We start from the raw sequence: 15,702 nt of genomic DNA, 5'->3' as shown, positions 1-15,702 counted from the left end.
ACTGCCCCGGGAGGACGGGGGGGTCAATCTTCGCCGCCTCGCTCGCAAGCCCTCCTGCCACGCAGTGTGCACACCTACGAGCACGAGCACCCGCGTCCGCCCTGTGGTAGTCACCCGGCCGTGAGCCAGTCCCTCTCGTTCGTCATCCCCTTCACGCCCGCGTCCGCCGGGGACGCCTCCCGCTTCGCCCACGTGCTCGCCGCACGGGGCACCGAGGTCATCCTCGCCGGAGACGGGCCGCTGGACGCGCCCACCCTGCCCAACGTGCATGTCCTCTCCGGCCTGTCCGGAAAGGGAGCGGCCATCCGGGCGGCGCTCAGCCGGGTGACGGGTGACATCACCGTACTGCAGGACGCGGATGCGGCCTACTCGCTGGAGGCCTGCGAGGCGCTGTGCCGCCCCATCCGCGAGGACGCGGCGGATGCGGTGTTCGGCAGCCGCCGGGTGCCGAAGCTGGGCGCGGAGCAGCTGGCGGACCGGGCCCTGGGCCATGTCACCCGCTTCGTCACCGACGTGTCGCTGGAGGATCCGCTCTGCGGCCAGCGCGCCTTCCGTACCGAGGCGCTCAAGTCCGTGTCGCTCACCAGCGAGGATGACTCCGTGGACGCGGAGATCGTCGTGAAGCTGTCGGCGCAGCTCTACCGGCTGGCCGAGGTGCCGGTGACGCTGGACGCGGCGCCACGCCGGCCGCTGGGCGCGCAGCTGGCGCGGCTGCGCACGCTGATGCGCTACGCCACGGTGCAGAACGACGCGGACAACCAGCACGAGGGCTACACCACGCTGGAGCGCATGGACGGCGCCAGCAACTACAACGCGTGGCTGGGCCAGCGCTTCAGCGAGCACCTGGGCCGGCGCGTGCTGGAGATCGGCGCGGGCATCGGCACCATCACCGAGAAGCTGGAGCCGGGGCTGGAGCTGCTCATCGCGCTCGAGGTGGACCGCTTCTACGTGGACCGGCTGAAGAACAAGTTCCGGGGCAAGCCGCACGTGCGGCCGTACCTGTCGGACGTGGCGCTGGCGGACTGGGAGTCCCTCAAGGCCGAGCGGCTGGACACCATCGTGCTCTCCAACGTGCTGGAGCACATTCCGGACGACGCCTCGGCGGTGCGCCGCTTCCGGCAGATCCTGCCCGTGGGCGGCAAGGTGGTGGTGCTGGTGCCGGCGCTGCCGCAGCTCTTCGGCTCCATCGACGAGGCGGTGGGGCACCACAGGCGCTACACGCCGGAGGCCCTGCGCCAGGTGCTGGAGGGCAACGGCTTCGAGGTGGAGACGCTCGAGTGGATGAACCTGATGGGGATTCCGGGCTGGTTCATGAACAGCCGGGTGATGCGCCGCCGCTCGGTGCCGAAGCTGCAGCTCAAGGTGTATGACCGGATCGCCCCCTTCTTGGCGAAGGCCGAGAGTCAGGTGAAGCTGCCGGTGGGAATGAGCCTCTTCGCGGTGGCGCGCGCCACCGGAGGTGCCAGGTGAAGAAGATCGAAGCCATCATCAAGCCGTTCAAGCTGGACGACGTGAAGGACGCCCTCCACGAGGTGGGCGTGCACGGGCTGACCGCGGTGGAGGTGAAGGGCTTCGGTCGGCAGAAGGGCCACACGGAGCTCTACAAGGGCGCCGAGTACGTGGTGGACTTCCTGCCCAAGGTGAAGGTGGAGGTGGTGGTGGACGACGACATGGTGACGCGCGTGGTGGACGCCATCGTGCGCGCGGCGCGCTCGGGCACCGAGGGGAAGATTGGGGACGGGAAGATCTTCGTCCTGCCGGTGGACGAGGCTGTGCGCATCCGCACGGGGGAACGGGGCAGCGACGCGCTGTGAGTGCCCTGCCCGGCTCGCGCGCGGCGTACGCGGTGCTCGTGGCGCTGTACGTGTTGCTGTTCCCGTACCACCCGGGCCTGCGCTCACCCAATGAGCTGTGCCGGTTGTGGCAGACGCGGGCGCTGGTGGAGTACGGGACGCTGGACATCAACCAGGCGCTCGAGGACTTCGGTTACGTCGGCGACCTGTCGGTGAAGGATGGGAAGTACTACCCGTCCAAGGCACCGCTGCTCTCCTTCGCCGCGGTACCGGTGTACGCGGTGCTGCGCGGGTGGAGCGGCGGCTTCCTGTACGCGGTGCGCGAGGTGCCACTCGTCTTCTTCAGCCGGCTGTTCCTCACGGTGCTGCCCACGCTGGGGATGCTGTGGCTGATCCGCCGCTTCCTCGGGGCGTACGTGTCCGCGGCGGTGGCGGACGCGGTGACGGTGACGTACGGGCTGGGCTCGCTGGCGTTCAGCTACTCGCTGCTCTTCATGAGCCACCAGACGACGGCGGTGCTGCTCTTCGGCGGCTTCTACGCGCTGTGGCGGCTGGCGCGCGGTGAGTGGCGCGAGCGGGGCTACCTCGTGGCCGGGGCCTGCGCGGGCGCCACGGTGGCCGCCGAGTACACCGGCGCGCTGGGGGTGCTGGGACTGCTGCTGTACGCGGTACTGACGGTGCTGTGGCGCGAGGAGCCGGCGCGCGCGCGGTGGGTGCGCCTGGGCCGGGGCGCCGGACTCGCCATCCTGGGGGCACTGCCCTTCGTGGTGGGGCTGATGCTCTACCACCAGGCGGCCTTCGGACACCCGCTGGAGAGCGGGTACAAGCACCTCAACGACGCGGCCTACCAGCCGTGGCACCTGGGGGGTTTCCTGGGCATCCGCTTCCCGGATCCACGCGCCTTCGCCCTGTCCTTCTTCTCGCCGCTGCGCGGGCTGTTCACCCTGTCGCCCTTCCTGCTGCTCGCGCTGCCGGGAGTGGTGGTGCTGCGGCGCGAGGCCCGCGCCAGCCGGGAGATGCGGGCGCACCTGTGGCTCGTGGTGGCGCTGCTCGCCGGGTACACGTACTTCACGTCCTCGTTCTCGTATGACTCGTGGGGCTGGACCACGGGCCCGCGCCACCTGACGGGACTGGTGCCCTTCCTGCTGCTGCCCGCGGGCCTCCTGCTGGAGCGGCTGCGGGCCTCGGGCCGCTGGGCACTCGCGGGCGCGGCCGCGGCGCTGTGCACCGCGTCCATCGTGTTCACGGGCCTCGCCACCTTCGTCAACTACGTGCCCGATGACGTGTCCAACGTGGTCCTCGGACTGGCCGTGCCGCTGTTGAGGGCGGGCTATCAACCTCCGAGCGCGCTCAACGTCCTCGGCCTCCCCAATCCAGAGGCCGGATTGCTGCTGCTGGCCCTGCTGCTCGGCATGGCCGTCTGGGTCTTCGCGCGGCTGGGGCTGAGCGGCACGGGCCGGCCCGGCGCCATGCCCCTGCTCGCGGGACTCGCGACGCTCGCGCTGCTGTTCGGCGTGCAGGCCGCGACGGTGAAGCACCACGACGCGGACCAGGGCGCGGTGCGCTTCCTCGAGAAGGTCTGGCTCGTGCCGCCTGGCCGGACCCTGGGCTTCTAGGCCCCCGGCAGCGAGGGGGCCGTCCCAGCGCGCGCGTCCGGCGCCGTCCGGTCGAGCAGCCGCTTCAAGAAGCGCCGGGACGGCTCCTCCACGAGGCGCCACAGCCCGTAGGCCGAGCCCAGCAGCAGCACCCCGTAGAGGCCGAGCCCCAACACCCGCTGGGGAAGCGGCAGGGCCTCCAGGGCGCGGGCGGGGAGCAGCTCGTTGAGCACCTTCTGCACCAGGGCATGGCAGATGTAGAGCGAGTAGGAGACCTCGCCCAGCCACACGAGCGGCCGCGCGCAGAACGCGGACAGCTCTCCGGGCCGCAGCTCCGCCAGCGCCCAGAGGAGCACGGTGAAGAGGAGGAAGAAGAGCCGGTGCGGGGTGCCCTCGGCCATCAGCGCCACCAGCAGGCCCGCGGACGAGGCCAACGCCACCCAGCGCGGCAGCCACGGCGCGGGGCGCAGCGTGCGCGACACGTGGAAGAGGGCCATGCCCACCGGGAACGCCAGCATCACGCGCAGCAGCTCCCGGAAGGGCGCCGTCTGCGGCACGAAGCCCCCGAGCGAGAGCAGCCCCGCGCAGCCCACCAGCAGCAGGACATTGCCCGCCACGCCCCGCACCCGGCGCAGGCCCACCGCCAGCACGGGGAAGGAGAGGTAGGCGAACCACTCCGCGCTGACCGACCAGGCCGGGTAGTTCCAGCTCAGCTTCATGAAGGGGACCCACGCCTGGGTGAGCGTGAGGTGCTGCAGGAAGGTCGCGAGCCCGTACCCCTCGTCCGTCAGCCCCATGCCCATGAGCCGGGCGGCCATCACCATGGGCACCACCGCGAGCAGGCCCACCAGGTGCGCGGGGTAGATGCGGGCCAGGCGCATGAACAGGAAGCGGAAGCACGTCCGGCGCTCGAGCGGCCTGGGCACGTCCAGGTAGTTGTAGGCGATGACGTAGCCGCTGAGCAGGAAGAAGAGATCGACGGCGTAGTGCCCGTGTCCCACCAGGCGCGCCAGGGGAGCGGGCAGCCCTCCGGCCGCGCGCAAGACGTCCTGGAAGTGGTAGAGGACCACCCAGACGGCGGCGACACCGCGCAAGCTCGTGAGTGCTGGGAGATGGACGCGCTTCTTCAATCCCGCGCAAACTACCAGCACCCCATTGCTGCCCCAAACGAGTGCCACGACGCCTGGAGGCTCCTCAACCATGAAGACCCGTCTCGCCCTGCTGCTCTCCCTCTCCCTGGCCACCGCCGCCCATGCCGAGGACACCGTCGCCGAGGTCTGGACGGCCAAGTGCAAGTCCTGCCACGGGCCGGATGGCCGCGCGCAGACCCAGATGGGGAAGAAGGAGGCCATCGTCGACATGTCCCAGCCGGCCTGGCAGCAGGCCCAGACCGATGCCGACATCCGCGAGGCCATCTCCGAGGGCTCCCCGCGCAACAAGAAGATGAAGCCCTACAAGGAGAAGCTGACCCCGCAGCAGATCGACGCCCTTGTCGGCTACATCCGCGGTTTCAAGAAGGGCTGATTCCCTCCCGGGACGGGGGTGAATATCCCTGTCGGGCGTGTCGTCCCCCATGACAGGAGGCATTCCCCCCATGCACATCCTCACCCTCGCCCTCGTCTCCCTGCTTGCTCTCGCCCGGCTCGCTGGCGCACCGCTTCCGGCCGCTTCCGGCTCCGAGGCTTGGCGCTCTCCGTCCGCCCTTCTCGACGGAGATGGAAAAGGCGGCGGCGATGACGGCGACGATGAGGACGAGGACGATGACGACGAGGACGTCCGGGCCCTCGGCTGAGTAGGGGGCTGTAGGCCCGGGAGCCGGAGTGCCTGTCGCCAACTGGCCCCCTCGCTCTTCCGTTGACCTACACGGGCCCGGCTCCTAATTACCGGGGGGGCGCTCCAGGTCGCCCCTCGGATGGAAACTCCTTTTACCCAGAAGCTCGGTGTGGAGGCGCTTGGTGCGCCTTCAATGGCAGGGGACCCCTTCGCCCGTGTGCTGGAGCTGCTCCGCCCGGGACAGCGCGTCCGCACGCAAGGCCTCCAGGGAGCCGCTCGGGGCTACGCGCTCGCCCGGCTGTCGCGAACCCTCAAGGCGCCCCTCGTCTGCATCGCCACGGACGAGGAGGCCGCGGATGCCCTCGCCGGAGATCTCGCCTTCTTCCTCGGCGGCAAGGGCACCCCCTTCGAGCCCCACGTCCTGCGCCTGCCGGCCGACGAGGTGCTCCCCTTCGACGAGCTGTCCCCGGACGCCGACACCGTCGCGGACCGGCTCGGCGCCCTCTTCCACCTCAGCCAGGGCACGCGCTTCCCCGCGATTGTGCTCTCGATGCGCGGCCTGCTGCGCCGGGTGCTGCCGCCCACGGTGATGAAGGAGCTGTCCGAGCGCATCCAGGTGGGCCAGGACTTCGACCGGGACGAGCTCGCCCGGAAGCTCGCCAACATGGGCTACCAGAGCAGCCCGCTCGTCGAGGACCTGGGCACCTTCTCCGTGCGCGGCGGCCTCATCGACGTCTTCAGCCCGCTCTACGAGAAGCCCGTCCGCATCGAGTTCTTCGGCGACACCATCGAGTCCATCCGCGCCTTCGATCCGGAGACGCAGCGCACGGTGGACTCGCTCAAGGAGATCATCCTCCTGCCGGCGCGCGAGGTCATCTTCTCCGAGCAGACGCGCGTGCGCGCCGAGGCCGCCGCCCGCGAGGTGGCGGACCGCATCAACCTGCCCACCACGAAGCTGCGCGAGCGGCTGGATGCCATCCGCGAGGGCCTGCCCGGCTTCGGCCTGGAGGGCCTGCTGCCCGGCTTCTTCGAGGGAGGCCTGGGCACCATCTTCGACTACCTGCACCTGTGGCACGCGGAGCCATTCTTCTACCTGGATGACCCCATGGGCCTCGAGCGCATCGCCGAGGACCTGTGGACCGAGGTGCAGCGCTCGGCCGCGGCGGCCGATGCGGAGCAGGAGCTCACCTACCCTCCGGAGGCGCACTTCCTCACGCGCGAGCAGGCGGAGCAGCGGCTCGGGGCCTTCCGGGTGATGGAGGGCGGGGGCCTGTCGCTCACCCAGAGCGAGGCCTCGCCGGTGCTCTTCCCCTTCGGCACGACGCAGGACGTGCGCGAGGCCATCCTCGCCCACCACGGTGAGGAGGGCGCGCTCACCCCGCTCGTCGAGCGGCTCCAGCGCTGGCGCGACACGCGGATTGCCTGTGCCGTGGCCTGCGGCACGCTGAGCCAGGCGGACCGGCTCAAGCGCCTGCTGTTGGACCGCAACGTGATGGTGCGCGTCCACACCGGGCCGCTCGAGGACGCCGCCACGCTCTTCGAGCCCTCCGTCTTCGCCCACCTCTTCACGGGCGAGGTGAGCCACGGCTTCGTGGACGGCACGGGCGGCATCGCGGTGCTGTCGGACGAGGAGATATTTGGAGCGCGGGCGCGGCGGCGGGTGCGGCGCTCGAAGAGCCTGGATGCCTTCGCCTCGGGCTTCAAGGACCTGAAGGAAGGCGACATCATCGTCCACACCGACTTCGGACTGGGCCGCTACGCGGGCCTGACGAAGATGCAGGTGAACGGGGTGCCGGGGGACTTCCTCGTCCTGGAGTACGCGGGCAAGGACAAGATCTACCTCCCGGTGAGCCGCATGCGGCTCATCCAGAAGTTCACCGGTGGAGACCCCACCAAGGTGACGCTGGACAAGCTGGGGACGACGTCCTGGGAGAAGACGAAGAAGCGGGTGAAGGAGCAGCTGCTGAAGATGGCGGCGGACCTGCTCACCATCGCGGCGGCACGCCGGGCACACCCGGGCCACGCCTTCAGCGCGCCGGACCGGTACTTCGCCCAGTTCGAGGCGGACTTCGAGTTCGAGGAGACGCCGGACCAGGCCAAGGCCATCGAGGACGTGCTCGGCGACATGCAGAAGTCCGAGCCGATGGACCGGCTCGTCTGCGGAGACGTGGGCTACGGCAAGACGGAGGTGGCGATGCGCGCCGCCTTCAAGGCCACGCTGGACCGCAAGCAGGTGGCGGTGCTGGTGCCCACCACGGTGCTGGCCCAGCAGCACTACCTGTCGTTCAAGAAGCGCTTCAAGGACTACCCGGTCACGGTGGACGTCATCTCCGGGATGAAGAAGCCCGCCGAGGTGCGGGAGATCCTCAAGCGGGCCAAGGAAGGCAAGGTGGACATCCTCATCGGCACGCACAAGCTGCTGGGTGGGGACGTGGCCTTCAAGGACCTGGGGCTGCTCGTGGTGGACGAGGAGCAGCGCTTCGGGGTGAAGCACAAGGAGCAGATCAAGAAGCTGCGCGCGCTGGTGGACGTGCTGACGCTGTCGGCGACACCGATTCCCCGCACGCTGCACATGGCCATGTCGGGCGTGCGTGAGATGAGCATCATCGCCACGCCGCCGCAGGACCGGCGCTCCATCCGCACCTTCGTGCTGAAGTTCGACGAGCAGACCATCAAGGAGGCCATCGAGCGGGAGATCGCCCGCGGTGGCCAGGTCTTCTTCGTGCACAACCGGGTGGAGTCGCTGCCCTCGATGGAGGAGATGCTCAAGCGGCTGCTGCCGAATGTCGCCGTCGGTGTGGCGCACGGGCAGATGGGCGAGGGCCAGCTCGAGAAGGCGATGCTGGAGTTCACCGAGAAGAAGCACCAGGTGCTGCTGTGCACCAGCATCATCGAGAGCGGCATCGACATCTCGAGCGCCAACACGATGATCGTCAACCGGGCGGACACTTTCGGCCTGGCGCAGCTCTACCAGTTGCGAGGGCGCGTGGGCCGCTCGAAGGAGCGCGCGTATGCGTACCTGCTGGTGCCGACGCGGCGCGTGGTGACGAAGGACGCGCAGCGGCGCCTGGAGGTGCTGCAGCGCTTCACCGAGCTGGGCGCGGGCTTCTCCATCGCGAGCCACGACCTGGAGATCCGTGGGGCGGGCAACCTGCTGGGCTCCGAGCAGTCGGGCTCCATCTCGGCGATTGGCTTCGACCTGTACGCGCAGCTGCTGGAGGAGGCGGTGTCCGAGGTGCGGGGCGAGCCGCCCAAGATGCAGATCGAGCCGGAGATCAACTTGTCGATGCCGGCGCTCATTCCGGACGACTACGTGCCGGACGTGCACCAGCGGCTGGTGTTCTACAAGCGCTTCAGCCAGGCGAGCAATCCGGACGAGGTGCAGGACCTGCGCTCGGAGCTGGTGGACCGCTTCGGCGAGGCGCCGGACGAGGTGGACAACCTCTCGGAGCAGACGCTGCTGAAGATCGACATGAGAGATCTCCGGCTGCGCGCGCTGGAGGGAGGCCCGGGCCGGCTGGTGGTGACGCTGGGCGCGGACGCGCTGCTGGACGGGATGAAGGTGGCGGGACTGGTGCAGCGCTCCAAGGGCGTCTACCGGCTCACCCCGGACATGAAGCTGGTGGTGAAGCTCGGCGCCGAGGTGCGGGGCCCGTCACTCATCGCCGAGGCCAAGAAGGTGCTGCGCGACCTGGGCACCTGCGCGCTGCCGGACGCGTAGTCTGGCGTCCACCCGCCGGGCGCGAGCTCGAGCAACTGGTCCGATAGTCGGACCAGTTGCTCACGCGCGCGGCCGGAGGGGACCTCCTCCGATGGCTCAGCGGCCGGCCGTGGCCGACCCCACCCCGGGTGCCAGGACGATCTCGATGCGCCGGTTGAGGCTGCGGTTCTCCGGCGAGTCATTGGGCGCGATGGGCTGATACGGGCCATAGCCCGCGGCCGACAGCACCGTGGGGTCCACCCCCGCGTCCTGCAGCGAGCGCACCACCGCCATCGACCGCGCCAGGCTCAGCTCCCAGTTCGACGGGAACGGTCCCTTTGGATCCGTGGGCACGTCGTCCGTGTGCCCCTCCACCCGGATGATCTTCCCCTGCACCCCCTTGAGCGCCTCGGCGATCTTCGCCAGCGCCTCCTGCCCCTCCTTGCCCACCCGCGCCGAGCCCGAGGCGAACAAAATCTTGTCCTTCAGGTTCACCGTCATCCGGCCCCGCAGCTCCGACAGCTCGATCTTCCCCTCGGAGATCTCCTTCTCCAGGCTCTTGGCCAGGCTCTCGTACTCGGAGCTCCTCTTCTCCAGCGCCTCCTTGGCCTCAGCGAGCTTGCGCTTGGAGCGGGCCAGCTCCTCGTTGAGCGCGGTGAGCTCGGCGTTCGTCTGCTCCAACGCCCGGCGCTCCGCGGCCCCCGCCGTCAACCGCGCCTCGGCGGTGTTGAGCCGCGTGGCCAGCGCCTCCTTGTCCCGCTCCAGCCCCGCCACCTTCTCCTCCAGCCCCTTCACCTGCTCCTCCAGCTGGCGCACCTTCCCGTCCGCCGCCGCCCGGGCCCCCTTCTCCTCCTGGAGCTGCTCGTCGAGCGTCCGCGCGTTCGCCATCGCCGCGTCGTACTTGCCCTGCGGCACGCACCCCACGGCGAGCGCCAGGGCGCACAGCGGTGCCAACAGCCTCTTCCTCATGTCCGGTTCTCCCGAAACTTAGTTTGAGCAGCAATCATATCCGCCCAAGGGGCGATGGCGAGCGGGAAGCCACCCGCTCCCGCTGCGCCTCACGAGGAGGAGGCGCTCGGCTGCCCGCTGCTCGACGCGCTCTCCGGGCTTCGCTCTGCTCCCAGCCATGAGCCACCCCCGCCGCCTCCATCGCCGCGCCTTCCTCCAAGCGAGCACGGCCCTCGCGCTGCCCTTCCTGCTGGGCCGCTGTGCCCTTCCCGAGGACGACAACGGGCTGCTGCCGGATCCGGACGGCGTCCTCGACCTGCCCGAGGGCTTCCGCTACCAGGTCCTCGAGCGCCGGGGCGGCCGGATGAGCGACGGCTACCGCGTGCCGGGACAGCCCGATGGCATGGGCTGCTTCGCCGGGCCCGAGGGCAGCAACACGCTGGTGCTGATGCGCAACCACGAGCTGGAAGCGGGCCAGGAGGACATGGGCCCGTACTTCACGGGGCAGCCGGTGCCGGGCCAGTCCTACCGGCCCGAGGGCGCCAGTCCTGGCGGCGTGACGCGCGTGGTGGTGGACGCCAGCACCTTCACCCGCGTCTCCAGCAACCTCGTGCTCACGGGCTCCGCGCGCAACTGCGCCGGGGGCGCCTCCCCGTGGGGCTGGCTCACCTGCGAGGAGACCGTCAAGGACGGCCACGGCTACGTCTTCCTGTGTGACCCTGCGGCCAGCGAGGTCCAGGACGCCGTCCCCATCCCCGCGCTCGGCAAGATGAACCATGAAGCGGCCGTGGTGGACCCTACCTCCTTCATCACCTACCTCACCGAGGACCGGGGCGATGGCTGCTTCTACCGCTTCGTCCCGGACAGCCCTGGCGAGCGGCTCGGGCCGGAGTCCCGGGGCCGGTTGCAGGCCCTGCGCGTGGAGGCCGAGCCCTCACGGGACATGAACGCGCGCGTCCAGCCGGGCGACACCTTCCAGGTGGACTGGGTGGACCTGCCCCGTCCGGAGGCCCAGGACGACTCGCTCCGTGCGCAGGGCACCGGGCGCGGGGCCGCTGTCTTCCGCCGCGGCGAGGGCATCTTCTTCCACGAGGGCTCCATCTACTTCTGCGCCACCACCGGGGGCCCCCAGTCCGGCGGGCAGCTCTGGCGCTACACGCCCTCGGGGAGTCAGGGCGGCACGCTGCTCCTGCTGGCCCAGGCGGAGGACCGGAGCCTGCTCGACATGCCGGACAACATCTGCGTGGCCCCGTGGGGCGACGTGGTGATGGCCGAGGACGGAGACGATCCCCGCAGGCCCAGCGAGCACCTGCGCATCCTCACCCCCTCCGGTCAGGTGAGGAACCTCGCGCGCAACGCGCTCTCCAACGGCGAGCTCGCCGGCGTGTGCTTCTCCCCGGATGGGCGCGCCCTCTTCGCCAACATGCAGAGCGACGGCCTCACCGTGGTCATCACCGGCCCCTTCCAGCGCTACACCGGCACGGGGCTGTAGGAGCGCCGCGTCACTTCTGCTCGTTGCGAGGCGCTCCCGCCGCCCGGCCCGCGTCGAGCACGGCGCGGGACAGGTCGTCCATCAGCCGCAGCAGCTCCAGCCGCACCTCGTCGGTGGACGTGCGCAGCTGCGAGGTGAGGATGTGCAGCGCGTCGCCGGGGGCGGAGGCGTCGTGCAACATGCGGGCGGCCGTGCGCGTGGCCGTGAGCGGCCCTTCCATGTCCTCCGCCACCAGCCGGCGCAGCCGCTCCAGCACGCTGTTGGTGGGGCTGAGGCCGGGGGCTGGAGCGGGGGCGGCGGCCTCCGCGCCCACCGACACCGCGCACACCCGGTTGCGGCCCGTGCGCTTGGCGCTGTAGAGCGCCTGGTCGGTGAGCTCGATGAGCTCGGACATGGAGGTGGCGTGCGCGGGGTAGCAACCCACTCCGGCGCTGATGGTCAGCGCGCGGCTGCCTCCCCGGGCCCCGTGCACCGTGGCCCCGTCCACCGCGGCCCGGAAGCGCTCGGCGGCGATCAGCCCGTGCTCCAGGTCCGTCTCGGGGAGGATCATCGCGAACTCCTCGCCCCCGTGCCGGGCCACCACGTCCGTCGAGCGCGCCGTCTGGCGCAGCCGCAGCGACACCTCGCGCAGCGCCTGGTCTCCGGCGGTGTGGCCGAGGTTGTCGTTGACCTGCTTGAAGTGGTCCAGGTCCAGCAGCACCAGCGTCATCGGGTGCTTGTAGCGCTGGGCCCGGCGGAACTCGACGCCGAGCGCCTCGTGGAAGTAGGCGCGGTTGTACAGCCCGGTGAGCGGGTCCGTCACCGCCACCAGCATGGCGCGGTCGCGCGAGGTGCGCAGCTGGCGCTGGCGGCGCTGGCGGCGCAGGGCGCTGCCCAGACGGGCGGCCAGCTCGGCCATGGGCGTCTGCAGGGTGAGGTAGTCGTCGGCACCGGCGTCGAACGCCATCACGCGCCGCGAGGTGGACTCGCTCTCGTCCACCACCAGCAGGGCGGGCGCCTCCTCGTCGAAGCCGAAGCGCTTGAGCAGCGGCTGATCTCCCTCGAGCGCCACGGCGTAGCTGACGACGAGCAGGTCGGCGTCGGAGGTCAGCATGCGCTGCGAGGGCGCGCGCTGGGTGAGCTGGAACTCGCCGCCCTGGGGCGAGCCGCGCACGGCCCGCGCGAGCCGCTCGCTCACCACGGGCATGTGGTGGATGATCTCCACGCGGGCCTGCGGGGGCGTGGGGGCCTCCGGCTCGCGCATGACGCGGGCCATGGCCTCGTGCTGCGCCTGCAACTGGGCGCGCATCTTCCCCAGCGAGATGAACGAGCGCACCCGGGCCAGCATCTCCGCGTCCGGCGCCGTCTTGGTGAAGAAGTCGTCGGCCCCGGCGACCAGGCCGTTCACCCGGTCGTCCGTGGAGTCCAGCGAGGTGAGCAGGAGGATGGGCGTGTTGCTGGTGCGCGTGTGGCTGCGCAGGCGGCGCGTCAGCTCGTGGCCATTCATCTCCGGCATCATCACGTCGAGGATGAGGAGATCGAACGGCTGGGGGCCCTCGGTCGCGAGCCCGAGGGACTCGCGGGGCGAGGTGGTCATCACCACGTCCAGCCCGCTCTCCATCAACCGGGAGCCTATGGCTTCGAGTGCGATGGGGCTGTCATCCACCAGGAGGACGCGGCCGGTGGTTCCGAGGGTATTGAGCGCTGCCATGGGATCCGTTCTGTCTACTGGCCTTCAGGCTATCAGGTGAAAGGGACGGAGGGAGGGAGGGGGGCGTGAATTGCTCCGTCGCGGACCCCCTCCCCTGACTCCCGCCTGCTGGGAGGCCGTCCTCACCAGGTGATGACGTAGGTGCAGCGATCGCCCCGCCACTTGCGGCACGGCTTCGTCTCGTCGTGCACCACGCGGGCGTTGGACTCGTAGCGGTGGGCCATGGCGGTGAGCACCCCTTGGTCGAACGCGCACGGGTAGGGCGTCTCGCACAGGCTGATGATCTTGCGCTGCCGCGGCACCGGCTCGTAGCCGTAATGGCCGATGCCCTCCTCCATGCGCCCGGTCTCCAGGTCGAACATGGTGCGGCCGTTCTTCCGGTGGTTGAGGTGGTAGGCCACGTCCAGGGCCTTGAAGCCCGAGTAGATGTCGCGGACCCCCTCGGGGAACCGTGCGTTGCGCGGGATGGCCATGCCGATCTGCGTCAACAGCCCGTCCCCCAGCTGCTTGCCGATCTGCTGGAAGCACAGCAGCCAGGATCTCTGCGAGTACCACCCCTCCAGGTCCAGGTTGGCCAGCCCGTTGGGAGTGGGCGTGCCAATGCCCTCGTCCAGCAGGTAGGCGCTGCCGAGCACCGCGAAGTTGTTGAAGCCGTCCACGACGGCCTTCACCGCCTGTCCCTTGACCTCGATACCCTCTTCGAAAGGGACAAATTGCATGTCGCGGCCCCTCCCCGTGGCCCGTCGCGACCCTCGCGGACCGGTCTCCGGCCCTACCTCACAGGACTGTAACACCCAGGTCGGGAAAGCAGACAAGTCCGGTGAGCCCCCACCGCCCCATGACCCGGTGCGCCGTGACGCTCAGTAGGGGGTTCCCAGTACTCACGCGCCGCAGAAGTGCGCGATGGCCCGGGTGAGGTACGCCTCGCAGCGCACCAGGTCCTCCATGGGGACGTACTCGCCCGTCTGGTGCGCCACCCGGATGTCCCCCGGGCCGAACACCACCGCCTGCGCGCCCAGCTCCGTGAGCTGCGGGGCCTCGGTGCCGAAGGGCACCGTGATGGGCGCGTTGCCGGACAGCTCCGCCAGCACCCGCACCACCTCCGCGTCCGCCCGCGTGTCCACCGCCGGCTCCGCCCTCAGCAGTTGGATGCGCGCCTCGTAGCCGGGCTCGTCCCGCACCAGCTCGTGACGGATGGACTCCAACAGCTCCAGCACCCGCTCCTTCGGCTGCCGCGGGATGGGGCGCCACTCCACCGTGAAGCGGCACGCCCCGGAGATGACGTTGGGCGCCTTGCCCCCGCTGATGAGGCCCACGTTCACCGTGGTGAAGGGCGGCTCGAAGGACGCGTCCCGCTCCTCGCGCAGCCGCGTGCGCGCCAGCGTCTCCAGCTTCAGCAGGAAGCGCCCCGCCCGGAAGATGGCCGACGCCCCCGCGTCCGGGTACGCGCTGTGCCCCTCGCGCCCCCGCACCTCCACCTCCGCCAGGCAGTAGCCCTTGTGCGCCCGCACCGGCACCAGCGACGTGGGCTCGCCCACGATGGCGTGCCGCGCCCGCCCCTTGCCCAGCGCCACCAGGTGCTTGGCCCCCTCGCAGCCCAGCTCCTCGTCCGCCGTCAGCAGCACCATCAACGGCGCCTTCAGCCGCCCGGTGTAGTGCGTGGCCGCGTACAGCGCGCAGGCGATGAAGCCCTTCGTGTCGCACGCCCCCCGGCCGTACAGCTTCCCGTCCCGCTCCGTCAGCCGCAGCGCGTCCGTCCACTCAGCGTCGTACGGCACGCAGTCCGTGTGCCCCACCAGCGCCAGCCCCGCACGCTCCTCGCCCCCGCCCCCCTTCACCGCGACGAGGTTCACCTTCTCCACCCCCGCCCCGTCCCGGTACCCCACCCGCTCCACCTGGAAGCCCGCCGCCTCCAGCCTCCCGCTCGCCCACTCCACCAGCGGCGCGTTGGGACGCGATGACGTCGTGTCCAGCGCGACCAGCTCGCTCAGCGTGGTGCGCAGCTCGGGCAGGGTGTCACTCACGGTGGGGCCTCCGGGGCTCGGGAGTCCGCGCTCCACGCGGACGGTGCACACCGAATGTAGACCCTCACCCCGTCCCTCTCCCAGGGGGGAGAGGGGTTCTCGAGCTCCGCTTACGCCTGGACCTCGGCGCCGTCGGCCACCCAGGGGCGCTGGCGCACCGCGTCCTTCACCCAGGTGATGTGCCGCTCCTCGTCCCGCCGGTTCTTCTCGATGAGCGAGCGCACCGCCGGGCTCCACTCGAAGTTCAGCGCCAGCTCGTAGGCCCGGTTGGTGAACTCCTCGTTGCCGAGCATCGCCACCAGCGCCGCCTCCGTCCCCATCATGCTCGTCATCGCCGTCAGGCCCTTCATCGCCGCGCCCTTCAGGTCCGGCCGCAGCTCCACCGGCTCGCCCCCGAGCTGGCGGATGAACGCGTTGAGGTCCTGCACGTGACGCACGTGGTCCACCCGGAAATCGTTCAGCCGCTCACGCACCAGCGGCTCCTTCACCCGGGCAATGGCGGCGTCATAGGCCCCCACCGCGTCCACGTCCATCTGCGCCAGGCTCCGCAGCTTCTCCACCTCGGACTTGCGCCCCATGTCGTCCTCCCCCCCTCGCCTCAGAGTCCCCGGCAATCTGCTCGGACCCGCCCGCACGGCCAACCCCACCGCCCCAGCGCCCGCCCGGACAGCAGGCAGGGTGGCGTCA

The 15,702-nt window shown here is 70.5% G+C and carries 13 protein-coding genes; 7 read left to right on the top strand and 6 right to left on the bottom strand.

What is annotated here, in order from left to right:
- The first annotated feature begins 120 nt into the window (after window positions 1-120).
- The 3 genes from NR798_RS07465 to NR798_RS07455 are packed head-to-tail and all read left to right on the top strand — an operon-like array spanning window position 121 to window position 3,409.
- Complete coding sequence (locus NR798_RS07465; protein ID WP_375770734.1) at window positions 121-1,470, top strand: bifunctional glycosyltransferase/class I SAM-dependent methyltransferase; 1,350 nt, start codon at window positions 121-123, stop codon at window positions 1,468-1,470.
- Complete coding sequence (locus NR798_RS07460) at window positions 1,467-1,814, top strand: P-II family nitrogen regulator (protein ID WP_331114526.1); 348 nt, start codon at window positions 1,467-1,469, stop codon at window positions 1,812-1,814. Before NR798_RS07465 ends, NR798_RS07460 begins: the two co-directional genes overlap by 4 nt.
- Window positions 1,811-3,409 carry a hypothetical protein gene (locus tag NR798_RS07455; RefSeq protein WP_375770733.1) on the top strand — a complete coding sequence of 533 codons (1,599 nt, stop codon included), beginning with the start codon at window positions 1,811-1,813 and terminating at the stop codon, window positions 3,407-3,409. Before NR798_RS07460 ends, NR798_RS07455 begins: the two co-directional genes overlap by 4 nt.
- Here the strand turns inward: NR798_RS07455 and NR798_RS07450 are convergent.
- On the bottom strand, window positions 3,406-4,518 hold the full coding sequence (locus NR798_RS07450; RefSeq protein WP_375770732.1) for an acyltransferase family protein: 1,113 nt from the start codon (window positions 4,516-4,518) through the stop codon (window positions 3,406-3,408). The two genes, NR798_RS07455 and NR798_RS07450, sit on opposite strands and share 4 nt — an antisense overlap.
- A gap of 70 nt (window positions 4,519-4,588) precedes the next feature.
- On the opposite strand from NR798_RS07450, the gene NR798_RS07445 reads away from it, so the two are divergent.
- From NR798_RS07445 to mfd, 3 genes are all read left to right on the top strand, one after another.
- Window positions 4,589-4,912, top strand: a complete 324-nt coding sequence (locus NR798_RS07445; RefSeq protein WP_375770731.1) for a c-type cytochrome — start codon at window positions 4,589-4,591, stop codon at window positions 4,910-4,912.
- A gap of 70 nt (window positions 4,913-4,982) precedes the next feature.
- Window positions 4,983-5,180, top strand: coding sequence for a hypothetical protein (locus NR798_RS07440; protein ID WP_375770730.1), 198 nt, complete (start codon window positions 4,983-4,985; stop codon window positions 5,178-5,180).
- 120 nt (window positions 5,181-5,300) lie between these two features.
- Window positions 5,301-8,882, top strand: a complete 3,582-nt coding sequence (gene mfd / locus NR798_RS07435; protein ID WP_375770729.1) for a transcription-repair coupling factor — start codon at window positions 5,301-5,303, stop codon at window positions 8,880-8,882.
- A 96-nt stretch (window positions 8,883-8,978) separates the two neighbouring features.
- On the opposite strand, the gene NR798_RS07430 is transcribed toward mfd, so the two are convergent.
- Window positions 8,979-9,830: an OmpA family protein gene (locus NR798_RS07430; RefSeq protein WP_375770728.1), complete on the bottom strand. Its 852-nt coding sequence runs from the start codon at window positions 9,828-9,830 to the stop codon at window positions 8,979-8,981.
- A 157-nt stretch (window positions 9,831-9,987) separates the two neighbouring features.
- Between NR798_RS07430 and NR798_RS07425 the strand changes: the two genes are divergently transcribed.
- On the top strand, window positions 9,988-11,301 hold the full coding sequence (locus tag NR798_RS07425) for an alkaline phosphatase PhoX (RefSeq protein WP_375770727.1): 1,314 nt from the start codon (window positions 9,988-9,990) through the stop codon (window positions 11,299-11,301).
- Window positions 11,302-11,311: 10 nt separating this feature from the next.
- Here NR798_RS07425 and NR798_RS07420 read toward each other — a convergent pair whose 3' ends face one another.
- The 4 genes from NR798_RS07420 to NR798_RS07405 form a co-directional block, all read right to left on the bottom strand.
- Entirely contained in the window at window positions 11,312-12,991 is a 1,680-nt protein-coding gene (locus NR798_RS07420) for a diguanylate cyclase (RefSeq protein WP_375770726.1), read from the bottom strand.
- Between the two features lie 122 nt (window positions 12,992-13,113).
- Window positions 13,114-13,710, bottom strand: a complete 597-nt coding sequence (locus tag NR798_RS07415; protein WP_375770725.1) for a hypothetical protein — start codon at window positions 13,708-13,710, stop codon at window positions 13,114-13,116.
- 162 nt (window positions 13,711-13,872) lie between these two features.
- On the bottom strand, window positions 13,873-15,015 hold the full coding sequence (argE, locus tag NR798_RS07410) for an acetylornithine deacetylase (protein ID WP_375770724.1): 1,143 nt from the start codon (window positions 15,013-15,015) through the stop codon (window positions 13,873-13,875).
- A 110-nt stretch (window positions 15,016-15,125) separates the two neighbouring features.
- Window positions 15,126-15,593 (bottom strand): ferritin-like domain-containing protein, encoded by a 468-nt coding sequence (locus NR798_RS07405; protein WP_375770723.1) that lies wholly within the window; start codon window positions 15,591-15,593, stop codon window positions 15,126-15,128.
- Window positions 15,594-15,702: the final 109 nt, after the last annotated feature.

It is taken from the genome of Archangium gephyra (assembly GCF_042230915.1).
GTDB classification, from domain to species: domain Bacteria; phylum Myxococcota; class Myxococcia; order Myxococcales; family Myxococcaceae; genus Archangium; species Archangium gephyra_B.
The sequence above is the reverse complement of the archived record's forward strand: the minus strand, read 5'-3'. Positions and strand labels throughout refer to the sequence as shown.